Source organism: Solibacillus sp. FSL R5-0691, from assembly GCF_037974225.1.
In the GTDB taxonomy this organism is placed as follows: Bacteria; Bacillota; Bacilli; order Bacillales_A; family Planococcaceae; genus Solibacillus.
In genome coordinates this window covers 519,781-544,880 of record NZ_CP150231.1, presented here as the reverse complement: position 1 = coordinate 544,880, position 25,100 = coordinate 519,781, and the positions used below count along the sequence as shown (strand labels likewise).

The 25,100-nt window shown below is 39.2% G+C and carries 27 protein-coding genes; 1 reads left to right on the top strand and 26 read right to left on the bottom strand.

Translation table 11 applies throughout. The features are described 5' to 3' along the window. Window positions 1-18 precede the first annotated feature (18 nt). The 24 genes from atpE to MKY51_RS02615 all read right to left on the bottom strand — a co-directional run bounded on the left by atpE (window position 19) and on the right by MKY51_RS02615 (window position 21,398). On the bottom strand, window positions 19-243 hold the full coding sequence (gene atpE / locus MKY51_RS02730; protein WP_008404451.1) for a F0F1 ATP synthase subunit C: 225 nt from the start codon (window positions 241-243) through the stop codon (window positions 19-21). A gap of 77 nt (window positions 244-320) precedes the next feature. Continuing rightward, on the bottom strand, window positions 321-1,046 hold the full coding sequence (gene atpB, locus MKY51_RS02725) for a F0F1 ATP synthase subunit A (protein ID WP_339175141.1): 726 nt from the start codon (window positions 1,044-1,046) through the stop codon (window positions 321-323). A 30-nt stretch (window positions 1,047-1,076) separates the two neighbouring features. Then, entirely contained in the window at window positions 1,077-1,448 is a 372-nt protein-coding gene (locus MKY51_RS02720; RefSeq protein WP_251689854.1) for an ATP synthase subunit I, read from the bottom strand. Between the two features lie 612 nt (window positions 1,449-2,060). Continuing rightward, on the bottom strand, window positions 2,061-3,215 hold the full coding sequence (wecB, locus tag MKY51_RS02715) for a UDP-N-acetylglucosamine 2-epimerase (non-hydrolyzing) (RefSeq protein WP_339175139.1): 1,155 nt from the start codon (window positions 3,213-3,215) through the stop codon (window positions 2,061-2,063). Between the two features lie 109 nt (window positions 3,216-3,324). Then, window positions 3,325-3,954, bottom strand: a complete 630-nt coding sequence (upp, locus tag MKY51_RS02710) for a uracil phosphoribosyltransferase (RefSeq protein ID WP_251689856.1) — start codon at window positions 3,952-3,954, stop codon at window positions 3,325-3,327. A gap of 223 nt (window positions 3,955-4,177) precedes the next feature. Beyond that, entirely contained in the window at window positions 4,178-5,422 is a 1,245-nt protein-coding gene (gene glyA, locus MKY51_RS02705) for a serine hydroxymethyltransferase (protein WP_339175137.1), read from the bottom strand. 65 nt (window positions 5,423-5,487) lie between these two features. Continuing rightward, window positions 5,488-6,042, bottom strand: a complete 555-nt coding sequence (locus MKY51_RS02700; RefSeq protein WP_339175135.1) for a TIGR01440 family protein — start codon at window positions 6,040-6,042, stop codon at window positions 5,488-5,490. A 14-nt stretch (window positions 6,043-6,056) separates the two neighbouring features. Further along, window positions 6,057-6,497: a ribose 5-phosphate isomerase B gene (rpiB, locus tag MKY51_RS02695; RefSeq protein WP_339175134.1), complete on the bottom strand. Its 441-nt coding sequence runs from the start codon at window positions 6,495-6,497 to the stop codon at window positions 6,057-6,059. 292 nt (window positions 6,498-6,789) lie between these two features. Then, the gene (locus MKY51_RS02690) at window positions 6,790-7,140 is read right to left on the bottom strand and encodes a cytochrome c (RefSeq protein WP_339176562.1); all 351 of its coding nucleotides are present in this window, start codon (window positions 7,138-7,140) and stop codon (window positions 6,790-6,792) included. A 364-nt stretch (window positions 7,141-7,504) separates the two neighbouring features. Further along, window positions 7,505-8,797 (bottom strand): HAMP domain-containing methyl-accepting chemotaxis protein, encoded by a 1,293-nt coding sequence (locus MKY51_RS02685; RefSeq protein WP_339175132.1) that lies wholly within the window; start codon window positions 8,795-8,797, stop codon window positions 7,505-7,507. A 1-nt stretch (window position 8,798) separates the two neighbouring features. Next, on the bottom strand, window positions 8,799-9,248 hold the full coding sequence (locus MKY51_RS02680; protein WP_339175130.1) for a low molecular weight protein arginine phosphatase: 450 nt from the start codon (window positions 9,246-9,248) through the stop codon (window positions 8,799-8,801). A gap of 19 nt (window positions 9,249-9,267) precedes the next feature. Then, on the bottom strand, window positions 9,268-9,765 hold the full coding sequence (locus MKY51_RS02675) for a manganese efflux pump (RefSeq protein ID WP_339175129.1): 498 nt from the start codon (window positions 9,763-9,765) through the stop codon (window positions 9,268-9,270). A gap of 112 nt (window positions 9,766-9,877) precedes the next feature. Next, window positions 9,878-10,909: an L-threonylcarbamoyladenylate synthase gene (locus tag MKY51_RS02670; protein WP_339175127.1), complete on the bottom strand. Its 1,032-nt coding sequence runs from the start codon at window positions 10,907-10,909 to the stop codon at window positions 9,878-9,880. Window positions 10,910-10,958: 49 nt separating this feature from the next. Continuing rightward, window positions 10,959-11,555 carry a stage II sporulation protein R gene (locus MKY51_RS02665; protein ID WP_339175125.1) on the bottom strand — a complete coding sequence of 199 codons (597 nt, stop codon included), beginning with the start codon at window positions 11,553-11,555 and terminating at the stop codon, window positions 10,959-10,961. 43 nt (window positions 11,556-11,598) lie between these two features. Further along, a complete protein-coding gene (gene prmC, locus MKY51_RS02660) occupies window positions 11,599-12,462 on the bottom strand; it encodes a peptide chain release factor N(5)-glutamine methyltransferase (RefSeq protein ID WP_339175123.1) in 864 nt (287 codons plus the stop codon). Beyond that, entirely contained in the window at window positions 12,449-13,525 is a 1,077-nt protein-coding gene (prfA, locus tag MKY51_RS02655; protein WP_339175121.1) for a peptide chain release factor 1, read from the bottom strand. Before prfA ends, prmC begins: the two co-directional genes overlap by 14 nt. Before the next feature lie 193 nt (window positions 13,526-13,718). Beyond that, window positions 13,719-14,291, bottom strand: a complete 573-nt coding sequence (locus MKY51_RS02650) for a thymidine kinase (protein WP_339175120.1) — start codon at window positions 14,289-14,291, stop codon at window positions 13,719-13,721. 419 nt (window positions 14,292-14,710) lie between these two features. Next, window positions 14,711-14,911, bottom strand: a complete 201-nt coding sequence (gene rpmE / locus MKY51_RS02645) for a 50S ribosomal protein L31 (RefSeq protein ID WP_008404481.1) — start codon at window positions 14,909-14,911, stop codon at window positions 14,711-14,713. 250 nt (window positions 14,912-15,161) lie between these two features. Further along, window positions 15,162-16,445 (bottom strand): transcription termination factor Rho, encoded by a 1,284-nt coding sequence (gene rho, locus MKY51_RS02640; protein WP_079524631.1) that lies wholly within the window; start codon window positions 16,443-16,445, stop codon window positions 15,162-15,164. 195 nt (window positions 16,446-16,640) lie between these two features. Then, window positions 16,641-17,606: a class II fructose-bisphosphatase gene (gene glpX, locus MKY51_RS02635; RefSeq protein ID WP_339175118.1), complete on the bottom strand. Its 966-nt coding sequence runs from the start codon at window positions 17,604-17,606 to the stop codon at window positions 16,641-16,643. Between the two features lie 156 nt (window positions 17,607-17,762). Further along, window positions 17,763-19,040 carry a UDP-N-acetylglucosamine 1-carboxyvinyltransferase gene (locus MKY51_RS02630; RefSeq protein WP_339175117.1) on the bottom strand — a complete coding sequence of 426 codons (1,278 nt, stop codon included), beginning with the start codon at window positions 19,038-19,040 and terminating at the stop codon, window positions 17,763-17,765. A 64-nt stretch (window positions 19,041-19,104) separates the two neighbouring features. Continuing rightward, window positions 19,105-19,755 (bottom strand): fructose-6-phosphate aldolase, encoded by a 651-nt coding sequence (gene fsa / locus MKY51_RS02625; RefSeq protein ID WP_079524628.1) that lies wholly within the window; start codon window positions 19,753-19,755, stop codon window positions 19,105-19,107. 229 nt (window positions 19,756-19,984) lie between these two features. Next, window positions 19,985-20,839 carry a class II fructose-bisphosphate aldolase gene (locus MKY51_RS02620; protein ID WP_079524627.1) on the bottom strand — a complete coding sequence of 285 codons (855 nt, stop codon included), beginning with the start codon at window positions 20,837-20,839 and terminating at the stop codon, window positions 19,985-19,987. Window positions 20,840-21,026: 187 nt separating this feature from the next. Then, complete coding sequence (locus MKY51_RS02615; protein WP_079524626.1) at window positions 21,027-21,398, bottom strand: response regulator; 372 nt, start codon at window positions 21,396-21,398, stop codon at window positions 21,027-21,029. A gap of 133 nt (window positions 21,399-21,531) precedes the next feature. Here MKY51_RS02615 and MKY51_RS02610 point away from each other — a divergent pair, with 133 nt between their 5' ends. Next, window positions 21,532-22,104: a DUF2529 domain-containing protein gene (locus MKY51_RS02610; RefSeq protein ID WP_339175116.1), complete on the top strand. Its 573-nt coding sequence runs from the start codon at window positions 21,532-21,534 to the stop codon at window positions 22,102-22,104. A gap of 329 nt (window positions 22,105-22,433) precedes the next feature. On the opposite strand, the gene MKY51_RS02605 is transcribed toward MKY51_RS02610, so the two are convergent. Continuing rightward, entirely contained in the window at window positions 22,434-24,038 is a 1,605-nt protein-coding gene (locus MKY51_RS02605) for a CTP synthase (protein ID WP_339175115.1), read from the bottom strand. 234 nt (window positions 24,039-24,272) lie between these two features. Further along, window positions 24,273-24,863, bottom strand: coding sequence for a DNA-directed RNA polymerase subunit delta (gene rpoE / locus MKY51_RS02600; protein ID WP_339175114.1), 591 nt, complete (start codon window positions 24,861-24,863; stop codon window positions 24,273-24,275). Window positions 24,864-25,100 lie beyond the last annotated feature (237 nt).

Sequence of the window (25,100 nt, the reverse complement as noted above, 5' to 3'; positions counted from 1 at the left end):
ATAATCTTTTTATGAAGACTATTGGTTCATTACGATGAATGCGATTACTACTGCGATGATCGGTAATGCTTCTACTAATGCAACCCCGATGAACATTGTAGTTTGAAGTGCGCCACGTGCTTCTGGTTGACGAGCGATACCTTCTACTGTTTTTGAAACGATTAAACCGTTACCAATACCTGCACCTAGTGCTGCTAAACCGATTGCGATTGCTGCTGCTAATAAACCTACTGAACCTACCATTTGATAATATCCTCCTTGGATGTTGTAATTTTTTTTGGTTCAAATTACCGCACTACATTGAATGCGGGAACTTATAATTAATGGTCTGTACTCACTTTGTGAGCCATGTATACCATCGTTAACATTGTGAAAATGAAAGCTTGGATAAATCCGATGAAAATCGAGAATCCCATCCACGCCATCATTGGTACGATTGCACCGAAGAAACCAAACGCACTTGAAACTGCTAAACCAGTTAGTAACGTTAGTAAAATCTCGCCGGCATAAATGTTACCGTAAAGACGTAGACCTAGAGTTAACGTATTCGCAAACTCTTCAATAACTTTTAACGGGAACATAAACGACATTGGTTGGAAGAATGTTTTAGCATAACCGCCAGTACCTTGCATTTTTACGCCGTAATACTGTGTTAAAACTAGAACCATCGAAGCTAATGTCATTGTAACAACTGGATCGGCTGTTGGTGATTTCCACCATAAATCATGGCCGTACAGAATACCACCCATTGGTAAACCAAGTAAGTTGGACACTGCAATGAACATAATTAATGTAATCCCTAGAATGTGGAAGCGCCCACCAGTTTTCCAGTCCATGTTACTCTTAATAATATTTTTCACGAAATCCATAACCCATTCCATGAAGTTCTGCATACCAGTCGGTTTTAACGCAAGTGTACGTGTTGATACAAACGCGATAATAAATACGATGACTGCAGCTACTAAGAGAGTTAGTACTGTAGATAAGTTGAAAGTAAGCGTCATAAAGCCTAAATCCAAATCTAGCTCTGGAGCTGTATGATCCATTTTTGCATTCACCTCTCTTTCAAATGCACCTTAGTGGCTTTTTATATGATGTACTACTCTTTCTACTACTAAAAAGATGTACGGAATCATCAGCCCAATGACCGTGCTTATTAAGTGAAAATATTGTGGCAACGATATTGCGATTGCGACTGCGGCAACACCTGATCCAAAGCGAAGCGCTGTACCGATAGATGCTACTTTTGTCCCTTCACTAATGGAACGGTCAAATTTTTCCATACGTCGAAGTAAAATCCAAAAATTATACGTACCAAAGAACGCACCTAGGGCTATACCAGCAAATATAGAATCATATGGCGAAAATCCCCAGCCTAACGTACAAACAGCAAGCAAAAAAAAGAACGCTTTCTTCTGCATTGCAAAAACGTGATGCAAATTTAGCATTGGCAGTTAATCTCCTGAAACTTTTTTCGAGTAAAGAAAGTGTTCATCGACCATTAAATGAATTTAAAACGTAGTAAATGCACTACAAAATTAGAGGCCGTTACAAGTAGTAAATAATTCCACTTCAGGAAAATCCTATTGTGAACATTCATTTCATACTTCTAAGTGTCTCTTAATCTTCACGGACTTCATCCAGGCGCATAGAACGTTGCAAATTGACGAGTTTCGTTTCAACTGTCAATCTAGTAGAAACTTGATATAACAAGCGTTTCAACGTCTTTTGACTAGGCGAAACTCTTATCATTCTTACCCTTTGTAAGCATACAATAGGGGGTTTTTGATGTCAATTAGTAATGGTGAAAAACTTCACATAGATACATTCCTTGTCAAATTGTTGACAAATTTGTGTATAGTTATGCATAAATATTTTTTGCATTTTTTCACTAACGCTAAAATTCGCTATTTCATGCGTTTTTTCCGTGTCGATACATTTTTTGTATCCAAGAAAAAATTTTTCGGCAATAATGTCGAATTTAATACTTGACAACAGGAGTAAAATGCTATCTCCTGTTGTCAATTTCATTTTAAAGTAAATTTCAGTAAGAATTTGGATTATCGAGTCTCTGCTTTTTCGATAATTTCATCCACTAACTGCTTTTGAGCAAATTGCATTAATGCTTCCACAATACGTTCGGAAGCAAATCCATCTCCATAAGGATTCGATGCATGTGCCATTGCTTCATAAGCTTCGTCATTGACTAATAATTCTTTAGCCATTTTGTAAATTACTTCTTCATCTGTTCCCGCAAGTTTCAGTGTACCTGCCGCAATCCCTTCAGGACGCTCTGTTGTATCACGTAAAACCAGTACCGGCTTCCCTAATGATGGCGCTTCTTCTTGAACACCGCCGGAATCTGTTAAAATCATGTAAGAACGGGCAGCGAAATTATGGAAATCAAAAACTTCCAATGGTTCAATTAAATGAACACGCGGATTGTCCCCTAAAATTTCATTGGCAACTTCACGTACTGCAGGATTCATGTGTACAGGGTAAACTACTTGAACATCCTCGTGCTCATTAAGTAGACGCATAATTGCACGGAACATATTACGCATTGGTTCACCTAGATTTTCACGACGATGTGCCGTTAATAAAATCATGCGGTCGGAACCGATTTTTTCAATAACCGGATGTGTGTAATGGTCACTTACTGTTGTTTTTAATGCATCAATTGCCGTATTACCCGTTACGAAAATTGCTTCTGCCGGTTTGTTTTCCTTTAACAGATTGGCACGAGACTGTTCAGTTGGCGCAAAATGCAGGTCTGCCATTACACCTGTTAACTGACGGTTCATCTCTTCAGGATAAGGTGAATATTTTTGACCTGTACGAAGTCCTGCTTCAACATGGCCAATTGCAATTTGATTGTAGAAAGCAGCCAGACTACCAACAAACGTTGTCGCCGTATCACCATGTACTAACACGATATCAGGCTTCGCTTCCTTCATTACTCGATCTAGCCCTAAAAGTGCATTCGTCGCAACATCTACCAGTGTTTGACGGTCTTTCATAATATTTAAATCATAGTCCGGTGTAATTTCAAAAGTTTCCAGCACTTGGTCAAGCATTTGACGGTGCTGGGCCGTTACAGTAACAATCGATTCGATTTGTTCCGGATGTTTTTCCAATTCCAGCACAAGAGGTGCCATTTTAATTGCTTCCGGACGTGTTCCAAAAATCGTCATAACTTTAAACTTCTTCGTCATTATTCTTCTCCTTGTCTAATCTATAATTAATTTTAACTTCAAATGTTTAGTATACTTGCCGCATTAATAGAAAACGCCCGCAACTGCTTACGGACGTCTCGTTTATTTATTATTTTGTTCCGAATAAACGATCCCCGGCATCACCTAAGCCTGGTACGATATAGCCATGATCATTTAATTTTTCATCTAGAGATGCGATGTAAATATCTACGTCTGAGTGATTTTTTTGAATTTCTTCCACACCTTCTGGAGCTGCGATCAGACACATAAACTTAATGCTTTTAGCACCGCGCTTTTTCAGTGAATTAATCGCTTCTACAGCTGAACCACCCGTTGCTAGCATCGGGTCAACAATAATGAAGTCACGTTCTTCAACATCTGCTGGAAGTTTTGCATAATATTCTACTGGCTTTAATGTTTCCGGATCACGGTAAAGACCAATATGACCTACTTTTGCAGCAGGAATTAATTTTAATACGCCATCTACCATTCCGATACCCGCACGTAAAATTGGGACAATCGCCATTTTCTTCCCTGATAATACTTTTGCCTTCGCCTTTGTAACAGGTGTTTCCACTTCGATTTCTTCCAGTGGTAAATCACGAGTAATTTCAAAAGCCATTAATGTTGCGACTTCGTCAACTAACTCCCGGAATTCTTTTGTCCCTGTTTCTTTATCTCGAATATAAGTTAACTTATGTTGGATTAATGGGTGGTCAAATACGTATACTTTACTCACGTTGACATCTCCTAACTGTTGTTTATCTAACACAGTATAACAGAAAATAAAGTTAACGAAAACTATGACAAGAATGTTTTAAAAATTGCCCTTTTTATAATACAAAAATAGTACAAATATTATCTTTAAGTAGCATTCTCCTGTAATTGCTTATCTATTCGTTATTTCTTCTTATTAAAAAGCCCTCTATCTACAATATTGTAAATAGAGGGCTTAAACTCAATTATGCGTATAAAGGATATTTTGCTGTAAGAGCTTCAACACGTTTACGTGCTTCCTCTTTTACTGCTGCATCTTCATGGTTTTTAAGGACTGAAGCGATAATTTTACCTACTTCGATTACATCCTCTTCTTTGAAACCGCGAGATGTAACAGCTGCTGTACCTACACGGATACCAGATGTAACGAATGGTGATTCTGTATCGAATGGAATTGTGTTTTTGTTTGTAGTAATCGCCACTTCATCCAATACATGCTCTGCTACTTTACCTGTTAAACCTAAAGATTTTACATTTAATAGAAGCAAGTGGTTATCCGTACCGCCTGATACGATCTCAACACCTTCATCCATTAAAGATTTTGCAAGTGCCGCTGCATTTGCTTTAATTTGTTTTGCGTAATCTTTAAATTCCGGTTGTAATGCTTCACCGAACGATACTGCTTTTGCAGCGATGACATGCATTAATGGGCCGCCTTGAATACCAGGGAATACTGATTTATTTAATTCTTTTTCCCATTTTTCATCATTTGTTAAAATCATACCGCCACGAGGACCGCGTAACGTTTTATGAGTTGTTGTCGTTACGAAATCTGCATATGGTACTGGATTTTGGTGCTCGCCCGCTGCTACTAAGCCGGCAATATGCGCCATATCAACCATGAAATATGCGCCAACTTCATCCGCGATTTCACGGAACTTAGCAAAGTCGATTGCACGAGGATAAGCTGATGCACCAGCAACGATCAATTTTGGCTTAGATTCCAATGCTTTTTGACGAACATCTTCATAATCTATTAAGTTTGTATCTTCAGTTACACCGTATTCTACGAAATTATAAAGAATACCTGAGAAGTTTACTGGTGATCCATGTGTTAAGTGACCACCGTGTGATAAGTTCATACCAAGTACTGTATCACCTGGTTTTAAGATTGTATGGTAAACCGCCATGTTCGCTTGCGCACCTGAGTGTGGCTGTACGTTAACATATGCTGCACCGAATAATTCTTTTGCACGGTCACGCGCGATATTTTCCACTACGTCCACATGCTCACAACCGCCATAGTAGCGTTTGCCAGGATAACCTTCTGCATATTTATTTGTTAAATATGAACCTTGTGCTTCCATAACGGCTTCCGATACGAAGTTTTCTGATGCAATTAGTTCGATGTTTGTGTTTTGACGTTTTTTCTCCAATAAAATTGCGTCTAAAATTGCTTTGTCTTGTCCTGCTAATTTTTCAAATGCCATTTTCAAATCCCCCTAAATGTACTTCCGAATCGCTCGGAGTTTCCAAGTAAATGATATATGTAACGTTAAGGTGTTACGGTATATTGCGCACGTTCTCCACCGATAAGTTTCGGACGTGTTGTCGCTAACGTAATAACTGCATTGCCTAGTTGCTTAACAGATGTTCGTAAAGGTACCGCGACTGCTTTTAAATGCATGCCGATTAATGTTTGACCAATATCTATCCCGTAGTGTGCTTGGATAGTTTCTACAACTACAGGTTCATCCATTTGTGTAAAAGCGTATGCAGACATGGAGCCACCTGCTGTACGGACAGGAATGACCGAAACAGGTTCTAAATGGTACATTTTAGCGGCTGCAGCTTCAAGTGTTAAAGCTCGGTTAATATGCTCGCAGCCTTGGAAAACTAAGTGAATTTTATGTCTTTGCGCGAATATTGAAAATTCTTCGTATAGAACTTGCGCTACATCGAGAGCACCAGCTGTCCCAATCTTCTCACCCATTACTTCCGATGTGGAACAGCCGATGACAAATAGCTGACCTTCAGAAAACTTCACTTGTTGCTCAAATTCGGTTAATGCTTGCACTAAATCTTTTTGCAAATCGTGTAAGTTTGTCATTGAATCACCATTTGTTACCCTTCTTCGATTTCAGTAATCTTTTCAACACGGCGAATATGACGACCGCCTTCAAACTGTGTATCCAGCCAAGTTGCAACAATCTCACGTGCCAGCCCTGGACCGATTACGCGCTCACCCATCGCTAAAATGTTTGAGTCGTTATGGCAACGTGTTGCTTTTGCCGAGAACACGTCATGTACAAGTGCACAACGAATTCCTTTGAATTTGTTTGCAGCAATCGAAATCCCAATACCTGTTCCGCATATTAAAATTCCTCTGTCAAATTCCCCTGCAGCTACTCGTTCAGCTACTGGACGTGCATAGTCCGGGTAATCTACTGACTCGTCCGTTTGTGGACCAAAGTCTTCATAACTGATTGACATTTCATCAAGTAGTGACATAATCTCTTTACGTAAATTATTCCCGCCGTGATCCGAAGAAATTGCAATTTTCATGAAGATCCCTCCTGCCTCGATTTTGTATACTTATTATATTCACCATCAGTGTACCATTTATTCCGGAAGAATAACACGTCTTTTCCGAATAACTTTCAAAATACATGCATAAACACGAATAATAAACGAATAAACGAACCTTATCGTTAATATTTTGATGATATTGGCTTAATTTTTCATTATTAATTATGTTAATGTTCAGCTTTACATGACTTTGTGAAGTTGAAATGGGTTTTTCAACATTAGTTTCCAACAAAAAAAGACCGCTCAGACGAGGAGTGGTCTTTAACCGTTATTGTAATGATAAAATGTATTCCGCTACCGCTTCTTCTTCACCATCTGCTGTACCCGGTGGCATTGCACCTTTACCATTGACCAATACATCAACAATTTCTTCTTTTGATAAAGAAGTCGTCGTTAAGTTTGGTCCCATTGCTCCTGTTAAATCTCCACCATGACACCCTACACAGCTGGCATTTGCCACTTTTTCACCTGCAGAAACATCCGTTGAGTCCGTTCCATCTGATGATTCAGTGGATTCGGCTGGTGTTGAGTCAACTGAATCTGTCGTATCCGCATCCTCTGCGTCTCCACATCCTGCAAGACCCGCAACGACTACTCCCATCAGTAACCAGTACTTCATTTTGTTCAATATAAATCCCCCCAGGACTAATTATTGTAAACAATAGTGTACCATACCCAGACTTTTTATATTTGAAACGGGGGGGGAGCGGTGCCTCGGGTAAGGTTTATTAGAAGATCTACCTCGGATATTAGAAGATCGGCTCCGTTTATTTGAACATCTATCACCTTTATTAGACAATCCGAGCAACTTTTTAGAACATTGCTCTGATATATTAGAAGTTCAGCATTTTATTAGAACTTCCCCGCGTTTATTAGAAAATCTCCGCCGCTTATTACGCCGCTTATTAGAAAACCTCATGCGCTCCCAAAACAAAAATCCCCAACTGATAAATCAATTGGGGTTTTCAAGACTATATTCCACTCTACTGAGTACGATCGAATTGTTGAATCATTCGATATAGCTCGGCAGATTGTTGCTTTAAGTTGCTTGCCAGTTCTTCCACTTGCTTGATCGCTTCGGCCTGTTCAAGTGAAGCGGATGTTACTTCCTGTGCACTTGCAGATGTTTGCTCGGCAATAGCCGCCACTTCCTGCGATTGATGTGATGTATGTTCAATATTTTTCATTTGCTGTGCGACTAATTCTGAAATTTGAACGACATCATCGGCCATTTCATAAACAGATTTTGTCATACCTTCAACAGCTGTCGTTGTTTCAGAAACACGTGAAGATTCGTTTACCGCAAATGATACTTGTTCGTTCATCTGTTTTACTACAACCGAAACATTTTGCTGCATCGTTTGGATCAGTGTTGTGATCCCCTGAACAGCGCTTGCACTTTCGTCTGCCAAACTACGGACTTCTTCTGCTACAACCGCAAAGCCCTTTCCATGTTCGCCAGCTCTTGCCGCTTCAATTGATGCGTTTAACGCAAGTAGGTTTGTTTGTCCTGCGATATCGCCTACTAAACTTATAATCCGTTCAATCTGCTCCGCATTTTTTTCAAGCTCGCGAATATTTACCAATGAATTTTCATTGTCTGTCGCGATTTTTTTAATACTGTTCACTACACCATGAATCGAATCCGTTGTGGATGTTAAGTTTGTTAAAAGATTTTTAGAGCGACTTGCTGTATGTAATGCTTTATTGTTCACTTCCGCGGCTAATGCGCGAACTTCCTCGATTGCTTCCACCGTTTCTTGAATGGCTACTGCCGAAGATTCAGCCCCTAATGAAATTTGGCTAATATTACTTGTAATTTGCTCGGCGTTGTTCGTAACCGAAATACTTTCTTCAGATAGTTTCAAAATCGTTTCATCGGTTAACTTGTAGTTGTCTTCAATACCGTTTACCATCTTGCGTAAATTCATCACCATCGTTTGGAATGCTTCTGCTACAGAGCGGATTTCATCATTTGTTTTCGGCATTTCGACATCTTGTCCGATTTTACCTTCCGCTACATGGTTTGCAGTGCGTTCCAATTGTTGTAAAGGGCGAACAATGACTAAACCGAATACAGCTGCCAACGCACATGACCAAAAGATTCCTAATAAATAGGTAATAATCTGGAATGTGCTTGTGCTTGTCGATTCGAAAAACATCGGATGTAAATATTCGATGAATACAAAACTGCATGTGTAAGTAATCAGCGCTAATATCCCGACGAACAATATGAGCTTTCGGCGCAAACTAAAGATCTTTTTCTGAGCGTTCATGTTAAATTTTATCCTCCAATTTCAATTTAGTTTCCAGCTTGTTAATTGCTTCGTTCAATTGCGCATACGTTTGTTCATAAACTTGCAGGTTCCCACCGAATGGATCCTGAATATCAAGCCCTGATTCCATTTCTACATATTCCTTTAATGTAAACGTTTTATGTGCCGCTTCTCCTGCCAAACGGAGGACCATTTCTTTATGAGCGGTCGTCATTGTTAAAATCAAATCCGCCCATTGTGCATCTTCTACCGTAAATTGTGATGAACGGTGTGATTGCGAAATATTTTTCCTGTGTAATATTTCCTTTGCGTTCAGGGACATTTCATTGCCTTCATGTGCATAAATACCTGCTGAACGCACAGTAATATTCTCATAGTTTTTTGCTTGTAAAATTGCTGCTGCCATAGGACTTCTACATGTATTGCCTGTACAAATAAAATAAATATTCATGTTCCTCACACCCTCTAATTCACCATTTTAGTAGCATCACACTCATAATAATCAGGAGGATTCCTGCCACTTTTTTTAATGCATTATTTTTAAATATTGGCGACTTTTGCGCTATTACCAATGCAGCATATGACAATATAAATGTTGATAGGCCTGCACTAACGATAAAAACATATTTTTGTAAATTTAGCATACCAAAAGATAGGCTAACTGAAAAGGTGTCAATACTGGCGAAAATCGCAATTATCGGGAGAGACATTGCCGGAAAACTTTCCTCTTTCTTCGAGAGCAGTAACTGCAGTCCCACAAAAAACAATAACAGCGTCGAAAGACCTGATGCCCAGTTGGTTAAATAGACGGCAAGCCATTCCCCAAATCGGTAACCAAGTAACGGAAAAAGCATATGTAAAAATGCCGTCCATAAAGCTAATAACCATTTCGCCTTAACATTTGTAGCAATTAAATAAAGTGCAACGACATCGAACGACATTAAAATTCCGGCAACTACTTCTTGCATCTGTTCCCCTCTTCCACTAAGCGCTGTTGTAATTTATGCTTTTAGGTCGGGAAATATCCTTTAGGTTATACATAAAAACCACATCCCGATGTTGCAAGATGTGGTTTATGTCTTAAAGTAAATACCATTTGCTGCCTGCCGCCTTTTCCAGACGGTTCATAATCGCTGTGCCAACACCTGTTTTTGATGTTGCTGTCGCTAAAATAATCGTGGCATCCGTTTTATCGCAAGCACGCAATGCATCATATAATGAAGCACTCATTTGATCAAGATCATCGGCATTACCGAATGAAAAATAATAATCGGCCTCAATGTTTTTAAAGCTCTCCGGTGCCAATAAGGCAACTTTATGTTCCGGCTTTAATTCGGCAATAGCCGTTTCAATAGCTTCCTTATTTGCCTCAATTAGATAAACAGGAGCTTCCGGTGCATAGTGAGTATATTTCATGCCGGGCGCTTTCGGTGTCGATTCGATTTTCTGCTGTTCCAGACTAGGCTCAACAACCGGTCCAATTACCGCTTCGAGCATTTCTTTCGTTACACCGCCTGGACGCAAAATAACCGGCGTATCCAGCGTAACATCCAAAACAGTCGATTCAAGTCCGATCCCCGTCATTCCGCCATCCAAAATACAAGGAATAATGTTTTGCAAATCTTCAAATACATGTTCGGCTTTCGTCGGGCTAGGTTTGCCGCTGCGATTCGCACTTGGCGCGGCTAACGGTTTTTTTAATGTTTGAAGAAGTTTAAGTGCTACCGGATGATCAGGCATACGAATTCCAACTGTATCGAGACCTGCTGTTACACTTGGTGCTAAAACATTCGGCTTAGCATGCATAACTAGTGTCAATGGACCAGGCCAAAAAGCGTCCATACATTTGCGGGCAACTTCGGAAATATTTGTTGTATACAGCGTTACTTCTTCCACTGTACCAATATGAACAATTAAAGGATTATCCGAAGGTCGTCCTTTTGCAGCAAATATTTTTTTCACAGCTTGCTCGTTTGTCGCAACCGCTCCTAAGCCATAGACGGTTTCTGTCGGAAAAGCGACTATTTCGCCGCTATTCAATAAATCCACAGCCTGTGTATAATTTTCTGAATTATCCACAAATTCATCCACATTCAATTGGAAAGTGTGCATTACTTTTTCCTCCCTTCTCTTGATGTTTCGTGTAACTATCCCCAAGGTGTTAGTAACTTAATGTATTTTGTATATCTTTTTCTGCTTTTTGTGGATTATTTTTTTGTTTAAATTTGTTCCACCATTCCGCAACATAAAATGGCGGGCGTTCTTTTTTCATTGGCTCATTGTTTGTACAAAGTGTTGGGAATACTGCACAGAACCAGTTTTCGCCCCGCCCTTGTCCAATAATGAAATTCACTGAATAATATTCGTTTTGCGGATAAAATTGACCCGCCGTCCATTTCGGTGGGATTAAGTTATCCCCAAACTTATAGGTAATTTCTAATTGTGGGTAAGTTTTCTGAATTTCCTGATACATGTTTTCCACACTGTGGATATCTTCTGAAAATTCAGGTGTATTTTGCAAATAGGTTTGTATTGTTTCCACAACCGCATATTTGATAAGCTGGTCGGCATTTGTCGAACTGTTGGCAATGACGCGGAATTTTAACTGGTCATTGCTTTCCCCCTGATCAATGCGGACATCATCTACAAAAGTAGGTATAAATGTAGCCGCACAATATAAAAATAGGACACTTATTAGTAATTTAGCAATCGCTAAAAATAGATTGGATTCATTTTGAATATCGTAATCATGTAACATAAACATTCCCCCTTGCAAACATTGTTTACAAGGAATCTATTTTTTATTCACTAATCTCACAAAAAACAATACGATCTTTTTTATTTATATCTTGAATGACTGATACATGGGCATTCGGAAAGCTTTTTTTGAAAAAATTCGCTACAGCTTCCCCTTGTGTATAACCGATTTCCAGACCAATTAATGCCGGCTTCTTCATAAGGGCCGGTAAATTTTCTGCTAGTTTACGATAAAGCAAGAGTCCTTCTTCATCGGCAAACAATGCCTGATGCGGTTCGTGTGCTACGACCACATCGGACATTTCCTCCATTTCCTCATATGCGATATACGGAGGATTAGAAAGTACAACATCCCATTTTTCATTTGCAATCGGTTCTGTTAAGTCCCCGAGTTTAAATGCAATTTCTGCTTGCAGCTGCTCAGCATTCTTTTGTGCTGTTGCAAGTGCTGCAGGTGAAAGATCCGTTGCTGTTACGTCAAGCTGCGGACATTCCTTTTTCATTGTAATTGCAATCGCACCACTGCCTGTCCCGATGTCGGCAAACTTCAGATTTTGCTTATCTCCGAATAACTTGCGGATCCGCTCAATCGTTCCAACAATCAGTTCTTCCGTTTCCGGACGAGGAATTAAAACCGATTCATCAACAATAAATGAACGTCCGTAAAATTCTTCTCCACCCGTTATATATTGTACAGGGCGCCCTTCCACATGTGCTTGAATAAAAGCATCAAACTGCTGTTGCTGTTCTTCTGGTAAAGTATCGTGCATCTTCATCATTAATCCTGAATAGCTTGTCTGTAAAATATGCTGCAATAAAATTCGTGCGGCATTTCCTTCGCGACCGTTTTCCTCTAAAAAAGAAGAAGCCCCATTCAGGGCCTCAAAAATGGTTTTATGCATCTTCATTCAAATTTGATAAGCGTGTTGCCTGCTCATCTAAAATAAGTGCATCGATGATTTCATCCAACTTACCTTCAACGATTTGGTCAAGTTTTTGAATCGTTAAACCAATTCGGTGATCTGTTACACGGTTTTGTGGATAGTTGTAAGTACGGATACGTTCAGAACGGTCGCCTGTTCCTACTGCTGTCTTACGTGTTGCATCGATTTCAGCCTGTGCTTCTTGACGGTGTAGGTCAGCTACACGCGCAACTAAAATTTTCATCGCTTTTTCACGGTTCTTAATTTGTGAACGTTCATCTTGCATCGAAACGACAACGCCTGTCGGTAAGTGGGTCATACGAACAGCAGACATCGTTGTATTTACTGACTGACCACCCGCACCAGATGAAGCGAATGTATCAACGCGAATATCTTTTTCATGAATTTCTACATCTTCTACATGTACTTCCGGTAAACATGCTACCGTAGCAGTCGATGTATGGATACGGCCTTGTGATTCTGTCGCCGGTACACGTTGAACACGGTGTGCGCCGTTTTCATATTTGAATTTTGAATATGCACCTTGACCGTTAATCATGAAGATTACTTCTTTATAGCCGCCTGCCGGGTTTGGTGTTGCTTCCATTACATCTACTTTCCAGCCTTGCGTTTCCGCATAGCGTGTATACATACGGAATAGGTCACCAGCAAAAATGTTGGCCTCGTCACCACCAGCAGCTCCGCGGATCTCCATAATTACGTTTTTCGAATCGTTGGGGTCTTTAGGAATTAATAAAATACGAAGACGATCTTCTAACTCAGGAACTTGTTTATTTAAATCGTTAAACTCTTCCTTCATCATTTCCAGCATATCTGCATCTTTTTCAATTTCCATTAATTCGCGTGTGTCCGCCAATTGTTCTTTTACCGATTTGTATTCACGGTAGACATCTACCATTTCCTGAATATCGGACTGTTCTTTTGAATATTCACGAAGCTTATTGGAGTCGCTCACAACATCCGGGTCGCTTAGTAATTCATTTAATCTTTCGTAACGGTCTTCAACCGCCTGTAAACGATCAAACATCTATAGTTCACCTCTAAAAGTTATTTTATTATTCGTTGTATTTCACTCGTCTTCTCACGAGTTACGTTAAAATGCACCTTTACTAGTATAAAGAAATTTTACGCTTGTTGCTACATCTATGTTGAACTTTCTTCATATCATTTACACATTAACATTTCATATAATTAAATTTCGTTGCAATGTTCACTTTAAATTATAGTGGCGGATTGGAATGGCATTTGCGGCAAACAGGGTAATAACTATCATTACCCCCAATTTGAATTTGATCACCTGTACGGACCGGTTTTTTGTTTTCATCTACTCTTAAGTTCATCGTCGCTTTCTTATGACAGAACCAGCATATTGTTTTCATTTCCTCAATTTTATCCGCGTATATCATCATGTAACGGCTGCCTTCAAACAGCTCGTTCTGGAAGTCATTTTTCAAACCAAAGCCCATAACAGGAATGTTCAGCTCATCGACAATTTGAGTCAGCTGCAAAACATGTTCCTTTGATAAAAATTGTACTTCGTCTACAAGTACACAATATAATTTTTCTTCGTGTTTTTCCACGATTTCGTATAGGTTCGTATCCTCAAAAACCGCAATCGCCGGACGTTTCAAGCCAATTCGACTTGAAACCGTTCCAACTTCATCGCGCGTATCAATTCCAGAAGTAAAGATCAGTACCGCTTTATTTTGCTCTTCATAATTGTGGGCAACTTTTAAAATTTCAATCGATTTCCCGCTGTTCATCGCCCCATGTTTATAAAATAATTGCGCCATTTCTATTTCCTCGTTTCTAATTAAAATTACAAGTTCATTTTTCACCAATAAAAAACCTTGAGCTTCAAACTCAAGGTCAACTTTTCACTTCTTTTATCTTAGCTAGTTTTTCGCCATACGTCTATTGGTAAAGGTGCTGTATTTACGAGAATCTTTCTCTTATGTGAAACGTGTGTGAAAGATTTCTAATATCTTCTAATTTCTTCTAATATATTTTTATTTGTTCTAATAAAAATCGGAACTTCTAATATAATATGTACATCTTCTAATATCCGGTCGCAATTTTCAAATAAACGTTTCAGATTGTCTAATAACCTATATAAATTTTCTAATAACTGCGTAATACCTTCTAATAAAACGAAACGGACCCCATAAAAATTAAAAACCCATTTCCGGCAATGCGGAAATGGGCAGAGGTATTATTTCATACCATATTTTTTGTTGAAGCGATCTACACGTCCGTCAGCAGAAGCGAACTTTTGACGACCTGTATAGAATGGGTGACATTCGTTACAGAACTCGATTGAGATCTTTTCTTTAACTGAACCTGTTTCAAAAGAATTACCACAAGAGCAAGTTACTGTTGCTACTTTGTAATCTGGGTGGATACCTTGTTTCATATTCGTTTTCTCCTCTCGCCCTGAACCATCCGGAACAGAGTATTTTCGAACTGCACCTTACATAGCCCGAATATGTCACTACATACGTAATGTGTTGAGGTCAGCTATATATGTGCACGTTTCATACTTAAAGAAGTATAGCAAGTTTTAAAAAAGGTTGCAACTATTTTATATTATTTTACGAAATTGAATATATGTAGCTCCTCAATATATTAAGAACCTGGTTCCATTCCGGCAAATCTTCTAAAATTTATAACAACCCTTTACCGTTCGTTGCTTTCTTCATATCAGTATCAAGCTTTTCGAAGAATTCTTCGTTTGTTTTTGTTGTGCGCAGTTTGCGTAAGAACTTTTCACCGAAGTCATGTGAATCGCTGAATGTTTTACGGATAGCCCATAATTTATCCAACTGGTCTTTCGGAATAAGAAGCTCTTCTTTACGTGTACCTGAACGGCGGATATCGATTGCAGGGAAAATACGGCGTTCTGCCAGGCTGCGATCCAAGTGCAGTTCAAGGTTACCCGTTCCTTTGAATTCTTCATAAATTACTTCGTCCATACGGCTGCCTGTATCAACAAGTGCAGTCGCTAAAATTGTTAAACTGCCGCCCTCTTCAATATTGCGGGCAGAACCGAAGAAACGTTTCGGACGGTGGAATGCAGCAGGGTCAATACCACCTGAAAGTGTACGGCCGCTTGGCGGAATTACTAAGTTATAGGCACGTGCCAAACGTGTAATTGAGTCCATTAAAATAATTACATCGCGTTTTTGCTCTACGAGACGTCTTGCACGTTCCAATACGATTTCCGCGACTTTTACATGATTTTCAGGTACTTCATCAAACGTTGAAGATACGACATCTGCATTTACTGAACGCTCGATATCCGTTACTTCTTCCGGACGCTCGTCGATTAGTAGTACGATCAGTTCCGCTTCCGGATGGTTTGTCGTAATCGCGTTGGCAATTTCTTTTAATAAAGATGTTTTACCGGCTTTTGGCGGTGCAACAATTAAACCACGTTGTCCAAAACCGACTGGCGCTACTAAATCCATAATACGCGTCGAAAGTTTTGTAGGAACCGTTTCCAATTTGATGTGGCGATTTGGGTAAAGCGGTGTTAATGCAGGGAAATGCACACGTTCTTTTGCAACTTCAGGGTCCTCGCCATTTACAGCATCCACTTGCAGCAATCCGTAGTAGCGTTCATTTTCTTTTGGCGGACGCACTTTACCTGAAACTTTATCACCATTTCGTAAATCAAAGCGGCGAATTTGAGAAGCAGAAATGTAAATATCCTCTTTTGAAGGAGAGTAGTTAATCGGGCGCAGGAATCCGAAGCCATCTGTAGGAATAATTTCTAAAACACCTTCCATGAAGAAGAAACCTTCCTGTTCAGAGCGGGTTTTTAAGATTGCAAAAATTAGTTCCTTTTTATTTAGCTTACTAGCATTTGATAATTTATATTGCTTCGCTAAAGCATATAATTCTTTTAATGTCATGCTTTCTAATTGAGCAATTGTTAATGCTGTCATACGTTTTCTCCAGTCTATTAAAATTTAATTTGAAAAATTAAGTTATTGAAAGATTTTAGGAATTTGTGTAAGAGAAGTATACTACACTTTATTTGAAAGATGCCCAGTTTTTACACTGGGCATTTATTATATTATAGTGCAAGTAATTTGAAAATGGGCATTTTCTATTTGAGGCTACTTACATTATATGAGAAGTTAAATTTGGTCATACTTTGGTTTTTTTTCAATGCTGTGGCGTCCTTCGATAAAACGTACTGTTCCTGTTTTTGCGCGCATAACAACTGAATGTGTAAGTGCGTAGGAACCTTTATATTGAACACCTCGTAAAAGCTCGGAATCTGTTACAGCTGTTGCTGCAAAAATCGCATCATCGCCTTTTACCAGGTCTTCCATCATTAATACTTTATCTACTTCGACACCCATTTTTTTGCAACGTGCAAGCTGTTCTTCATCTTCAGGCACTAGTTTCGCTTGGAAATCGCCACCTAAACATTTTAAAGCAACTGCTGCGATTACACCTTCTGGGGCACCACCCATACCGAACATAATATCGATACCAGTTTCATCGAATGCTGTGTTGATCGCTGCACCTACATCACCGTCTTGGATGAATTTAATACGTGCACCGGCTTCACGAATTTCATCGACAATATGCTGATGGCGAGGTCGGTCTAAAAGTGTTGCTACTACATCGGAAATATCTTTATTTTTTGCTTTAGCTACTTGCAATAAGTTGTACGTTACAGAAGCGTTAATATCAACTTTTCCTGCCGCTTCCGGTCCTACAGCTATTTTATCCATATACATATCAGGCGCATTTAATAGATTGCCACGGTCTGCAATTGCCAGTACTGTCATCGCACCATTTGTACCTTTTGCTACGATGTTTGTACCTTCTAATGGATCTACTGCGATATCAACTTCAGGTCCGCCATTTCGAAGCCCTAATTCTTCACCGATATAAAGCATCGGCGCTTCATCCATTTCTCCTTCACCAATTACAACTGTCGCATGCATTGGGATTGTATCAAACATAACACGCATCGCTGTTGTTGCTGCGTCGTCCGCTTCATTTTTAAGTCCGCGTCCCATCCATTTCGCTGATGCAATCGCTGCTGCTTCTGTTACACGTACTACTTCCATTGATAAACTACGTTCCATTTTGTGTTTGCCTCCTGTAATCGGTTAAAACCGATTTTAACAGCCTAAATTAACTGCTTTTTTGAATTGTATTATGAACTAACATAATTTTATTACCCAAATATATATTATCATACTCTCATCGTTGCGCGATTCTGATCACGAATAATAGCAAATTTATGCATTATTCTTTGTATTAATGACAATGGACTCTTTACGAATATTTGCACCGATTGCACACAACTTTTCAATTAATGAACTATAGCCGCGCTCAATATGGTAAATATCGTGAATTTCTGTTTCACCTTTCGCGATAAGTCCAGCCAATACTAATGCCGCACCCGCGCGTAAATCTGTTGCCGTTACCGTGGATCCTTCCAAAGATGCAGGTCCTTGAATGATGGCTGTATTGCCTTCAACACGAGCTTTTGCATTCATACGTCGCAGTTCATCTATATGCTTGAAACGGGCAGAATAAATCGTATCTGTAATCATCGATGTGCCTTCTGCCTGTGTCATTAATACAGATAAAGGCTGTTGAACATCGGTCGGGAATCCTGGATAGACAAGTGTTTTAACATCAACTGCCTGCAGTTTCGTTTGCTTGGAAATGAAGATGCTTTCCTCATTCTCTTCAACACTTACACCCATTTCGCGAAGTTTCGCTGTGACGGCTTCCATGTGAAGCGGGATAACATTGTCGACGAGTACACCATCACCAATTGCTGCAGCCATAATCATAAATGTAGCTGCTTCGATCCGGTCCGGTATAATTGTATGTTTTGTGCCTTTTAACTCATCGACACCTTCAATACGAATAACGCTCGTTCCTGCCCCTTTAATGTTCGCACCCATATTCGTTAATAGTGTTGCAACATCAATAATTTCAGGCTCTTTCGCTGCATTTTCGATTGTAGTTTTCCCTTTTGCACGCACTGCCGCCAACATAATATTAATTGTGGCGCCGACACTTGCAACGTCCAGATAAATCTTCGCACCGATTAGTTCTTCTGCGCGTAAATAAATTGCACCGTGCTCATTTGTTACTTTTGCTCCTAAAGCTTCAAAACCTTTAATATGCTGATCAATTGGACGCGGCCCTAAAAAACATCCGCCTGGCATCCCGATTACCGCCTGTTTAAAACGGCCGAGCATCGCACCCATCATATAATAGGAAGCACGTAATTTTTTAACATTGCCGTTTGGCAGCGGCATTGCAACCATTTTTGATGGATCAATCGTCATCTTGCCATTTTCAAATGTTACTTCGCCGCCAATTTCTTCGAGTAGTGCCTTTAACGTCCATGCATCTGAAATCTCTGGAATTCCTCCAATGGTAACGGAAGAATCAGCCAAAATTGATGCAGGAATTAAAGCAACTGCACTGTTTTTTGCACCGCTAACGGTTATTTTACCTTTTAGACGATTTCCGCCTTGAATTTTATAAACATCCATTTTGTGTTCTCCCTTACATTGGAAAAGATTTCACAGTAAATTAGACTGCTGTGAGGTATTCTTATTATTTCCCTTCACGCTTTGCCCAATCCGCTAAAAATCCTTCAATTCCTTTGTCTGTTAATGGATGATTAAACAGTTGCTGTAAAACTTTGTATGGAGTTGTTGCAATATGTGCGCCAGCTAATGCAGCTTGCGTAATATGTTGCGGGTGACGAATAGATGCGGCAATAATTTCCGTGTCAATTTCGTGGATAGCAAACATTTCAGCAATTTCACGGATTAATTCTACGCCATCTTGACCAATATCATCTAAACGTCCTAAGAAAGGAGATACATAAGATGCGCCTGCGCGTGCTGCCATTAATGCTTGGTTAGCAGAGAAAATCAATGTTACGTTCGTTTTAATCCCTTTTTCAGAGAAATGTTTACATGCTTTTAATCCTTCCGGAGTCATTGGAAGTTTAACAGTAATATTCGGGTGAATCGCTGCCAATTCTTCCCCTTCACGAATCATTCCTTCAGCGTCTAAAGAAATTACTTCACCAGAAACTGAACCGTTTACTAGCTCTGCAATTTCACGTAAGCGGTCGTGGAAGTTCACGCCTGATTCTTTTGCAACTAATGATGGGTTTGTCGTTACACCTGAAAGAATCCCCCAAGAGTATGCTTCTTTAATTTCGTCAAAGTTTGCTGTATCGATAAAAAATTTCATTATAATAGCCTCCGATTGATTTACATTTGATTATAAAAACACATCTCGCTCAAGTTGTGAACGAGATGTCTTATGTTGAAAAACACGTGTTCACAAAGAAAAGTACGTTTATTTTGTGCACTTTTCTTTTGTGGATTCATTATTCCGCATTAAATAGGTAATAATTTAGCTGTCTTTTAAGCAAAGCTTTAGAATAAAGACTTCCGTGAAAGAAGCTTCATTCTATCAATTAAGCTTTTCCAGAGCTGCCGAATTCGCGCATTTTACCGATTACTGTTGCTTTAATCGCTTCACGAGCTGGACCTAAATATTTACGTGGATCATATGTTTTCTTATCATTTTCTAAAAATTCACGGATTACTTTCGTAGCCGAGATCTGGTTTTCAGTGTTGACATTAATTTTTGCTGTACCTAAAGAAATTGAACGTTGAATATCTTTTGTTGGAATACCTGTTCCACCATGTAATACTAACGGTACATCTGTTAATGTAGAGATTTCTTCCATTTCAGCGAATCCTAAGTTTGGTTCACCTTTGTATGGACCGTGAACAGAACCTAATGCTGGAGCTAAACAATCAATTCCTGTAGCTTCAACGAGAGCTTTACATTCCTGCGGGTTTGCGTACATAATGCCGCCAATGACACCGTCTTCTTCGCCGCCTACAGTACCAAGTTCTGCTTCAACCGATACGCCTTTTGCATGTGCATAGTCAACAACTTGTTTCGTCGTTTCAATATTTTCTTCGAATGGATGATGTGAAGCGTCAATCATAACAGAAGAGAAACCAGCATCGATTGCTTCTTTACATTTATCGAAGCTTGAACCATGGTCTAAATGAATTGCTACTGGCACAGTTGTTTTGTAGCTTTCCATTAAGCCTTCAACCATTTTTACGACAGCGATGAAACCGCCCATATATTTCCCGGCACCTTCAGAGACACCTAGAATTACCGGTGATTTTTCTTCTTCTGCCGCTTGTAAAATGGCTTGTGTCCACTCTAGGTTATTGATATTGAATTGACCTACTGCATAACCTTCTGCTTTTGCTTTAATTAACATTTCTTTCATTGAAACTAATGCCATTATTAAAATCCTCCTCGAAGATACATAATTAGTTTGCTGCTATAAAAACATAGTTTGCACAAAATGCTTTTTTTAAGTATTTTTTCATCGTCAATTCTATGCAAAATCACATGAAATGACAAAAACATTTAGATTAATCATAACAAAAACAGACAGTATGCGCTACTGCCTGCTCGCCTGTTTCATTTTATATTTTTTCAGTCTTTTCTACTAATTTATTAACCTCATCCCGTACTTCAAAAATATTAAAAGGTTTTGTAAAATATTTCACTACCCCTAATTCGTTCGCTCTGTCCATCATATGCTGCTCCACATAGGCAGTCATCATCATTACAGGCAGCTCCGGGTGATCTTCTTTCAAACGGGCTAAAATCTCCAGTCCGTCCATTCCGGGTATTTTCATATCCAGCAAAACGCAATCAAGTGCATTTTCCTGTGCAATTTTTATCGCATCAAATCCGTTTGCGGCTAAATAAGTTGTGAATCCTTCTTTTTTAAATACTTCATTTAGAAGCATCCTGATTCCTTGCTGATCGTCTACTATTAATATCCCCTTCAATGTGATCCCCCATTATAATAATAATTTATACTAATTACATTCGATTATAAATTGCTTTCCCCTCTTTTACGGAGAGAGTTTGTGTTTTTGCTTTTTTATGTACACAATTTTATAATAACTTTGAGGTGTAAATATGTCTAAAATTTTAACTACGCAATTAACAGGTCTTCTGCAGCGCATTCAGCAAACTGAAGAAGAATCTATTGAAGAAACTGCAAGATTATTGGCACAGGCAGCAATTGGGCAAGGAACAATTTACTTTGCGGCATTTGGTGAAATGGAAGCTGTTGCAATCAATGCAGAGCTTGGGGAAAGTAAATTTGCCAAGTTTGCCCGCTATACAGAAAATGTTGAACTTTTGCCTGCTGACCGTGTCATTATTTTTACGCGTCATGCAACAGATGAACAGGCTTTAAACCTTGCACAGCAACTGCATGCAGAGTTCATTCCATTTGCGGCTGTCGCAAGTGAAGTGGCCGGTGATGACAATCCGTTGAGCGATCTTGCTTATACGTATATTTCATTGAAAGTTCGCGGCGGCATTTTACCGCATCCTGCAAAACTCGGCGAACGCATCGTATTTCCACATCTTATAGCAGCTTTATATATTTATGAAGCGATTAAGATGGAATTCGATGAAATGCTCGTGGACGATGATGAAGAGGATGACGAATTAATGGACAGCCACCCATCACCATTCGCATAATTTAACGACGACTCTTATGACTAATTGGCATGAGAGTTGTTTTTTTATATTCTTGAGATTATTTGCGCCTTTCTTTGATATATGAAGAAAATTAGTTGTTTGGAGTGAAGACGGCGACTCCAAGGGGACAAGCACGCGGGAGAGACTTGGAACAAAAGCTAGGAACGCCATGTCCTGTGGCAACGCTTTTGTGACCAACATCGTATTGGCCTCGTGCCCCAAGAAAGTGTCCGACCCGGAATGGAAATTAATTTTTAATGCCCAGCAAAAAAGCTATTTTTCTCTTCGAGAAAAATAGCTTTTTGGATTATAACCTAACCTCAAATCAATTACTTTTTATTATTAAATGCCGCGCCAACGAACTCACGGAATAATGGTTGTGGACGCTGTGGACGTGAAATTAATTCTGGGTGGAATTGACCAGCCACAAAGAATTTCTTTTCCGGTAACTCAACGATTTCTACTAACTTATTGTTAGGAGATAAACCTGAGAATACCATACCTTCCGCTTCCATTGCTTCACGGAATTCATTGTTGAACTCGTAACGGTGACGGTGACGTTCATAAACTAGCTCTTCACCATTATATGCCGCGCGTGCACGAGATCCTTCTTTTAATTTACATGGGTATAAACCAAGACGTAATGTTCCGCCGATATCTGTATCTTCAGTTTGGTCCGGTAAGAAATCGATAATCGGATATTTCGTGTTTTTGTCCAGTTCTGTTGAGTGTGCACCTTCCAAGCCCATAACATTACGTGCAAATTCTACTGTTGCCATTTGCATGCCTAGGCAAATACCGAAGAACGGTACATCGTTTTCACGTGCATAACGGATTGATTCGATTTTCCCTTCAACACCACGGTCGCCGAAACCACCTGGTACTAAAATACCGTCTGCTTGTCCTAATAATTCATCCACATTTTCCGCTGTAACGTGTTCTGCATTGATCCAGTCGATTTCGATATCTGAATTGTATACATATCCAGCATGTTTCAATGCTTCTACAACTGAAATATACGCATCTTGCAATTCTACGTATTTACCTACTAAAGCGATACGTGTTTTGTGCTCCAAGTTTTTCACTAAATGTACAAGCTCTTTCCAATCTGTCATATCCGCTTTTGGCGCTGTAATGCCAAAATGATCAAGAACGATTTGGTCAAAGCCTTGTGCATGAAGATTTAATGGCACTTCATATAAATGTTCCGCATCACGTGATTCGATAATATCAGAAGGTCGTACGTCACAGAATAACGCGATTTTTTCTTTCATATCTTGTGGTACAGGTTGTTCTGTACGTAAAACGATGATATTTGGCTGAATACCTAATGAACGTAACTCTTTTACAGAGTGTTGTGTCGGTTTCGTTTTCATTTCACCGGCTGCTGCGATATAAGGCATTAACGTACAGTGGATATACATAACATTTTCATGACCTAAATCACGGCGCATTTGACGAATCGCTTCAAGGAAAGAAAGTGATTCGAAGTCACCTACAGTACCGCCGATTTCCGTAATGACAACATCAGCAGAAGTTTCACGGCCAGCACGCTGAATACGATCTTTAATTTCATTTGTTACGTGAGGAATTACTTGAACAGTACCACCATTGTAATCACCGCGGCGCTCTTTGTTTAGTACCGATTGATATACTTTACCTGAAGTAACAGTTGAGTGTTTACCAAGGTTAATGTCGATGAAACGCTCATAGTGACCTAAGTCTAAGTCCGCCTCTGCACCATCATCTGTTACGAAAACTTCACCATGCTGGTATGGGCTCATTGTACCTGGATCAATATTTAAATATGGATCAAATTTTTGAATTGTTACTTCCAATCCACGATTTTTTAATAGACGACCTAAAGATGCTGCTACAATCCCTTTACCAAGTGATGAAACTACCCCACCTGTTACGAAAATATACTTTGTCATACAAATTCCTCCTTCTTTTAAAACAAATTAGAAAAACACTCTTTTGCTTCTTAAATGCAAGGGAATGTTTTTCTAATTAAAACGCATGAAAAAATAAAAAACGCTCCTCCTGCACTATTTTGCAGGGGGAGCGTATAACTTATACGGTCAATCTCCTTTTTAAAGGAGCCCAAGTAAAAGATTATACGGAACTGAAATAGAAGTCAAGCACTTTCAATTTCCAATGCGGAAATCTTATTTTATATCTTCGTCTTCTTCTAATTCCTCATCTAGCTCTTCTTCTAATTCTTCTTCATCATCCTCGATGATGAATGTATCATCTTCATCGATTATTTCTTCATCGATGTCAGAATCGATTTCTTCAATGTCTTCTTCAACGAAGTCGATGTCCTCATCCACTTCTTCCTCTTCTTCATCGTCGTCAACGAATTCATCATAGTCTTCCTCGAATAATACATCCTCTTCTTCAAGGTCGATAATTTCATCTTCGTCTTCGTCGTCAACAGCTTTTGCTTTCTTCTTACGTGTCTTGATTGTTGGCGCTGTTTCTTCTTCGATTGTTTCTACTTTATACCACTCACGTAAACCCCAGCCATTTTCATGGTTTAATAAGAAACGGCCTTCTACGTTTAAGTCTGTATAAAATTGTACTAAACGAGATTTTAATTCTTCATCCGAAATACCATTTAAAGCTTGAATTCCTTTTAATAATTCATTTAACGGCATTGCTTGTTTTTTATCTTCTAGTAGTGCGTATGCTAAGTCGATTAATGACTCTTCTGCTAATTGTTCATCTGTCATACCACGAAAGTTCAAATCGTGCACGTCCTTTCCATTCTTACATGTCTATTTATCAATTACGACTCGGCGTAATTGCGTTTGGATTCGTCTTCCAAATCCTTAACATCTGCCGAAAATCTTATACCCGTTCTTCCGCTGAAGCTTGTACAACAACTGGGTGGATATAAGCATAATACCCATTATATACAAACATGCTATCACTATGCTAGTTTCATTTCTTGTTTTTTAAATTTGTTACTTTTTTATACGCAACATAAAATA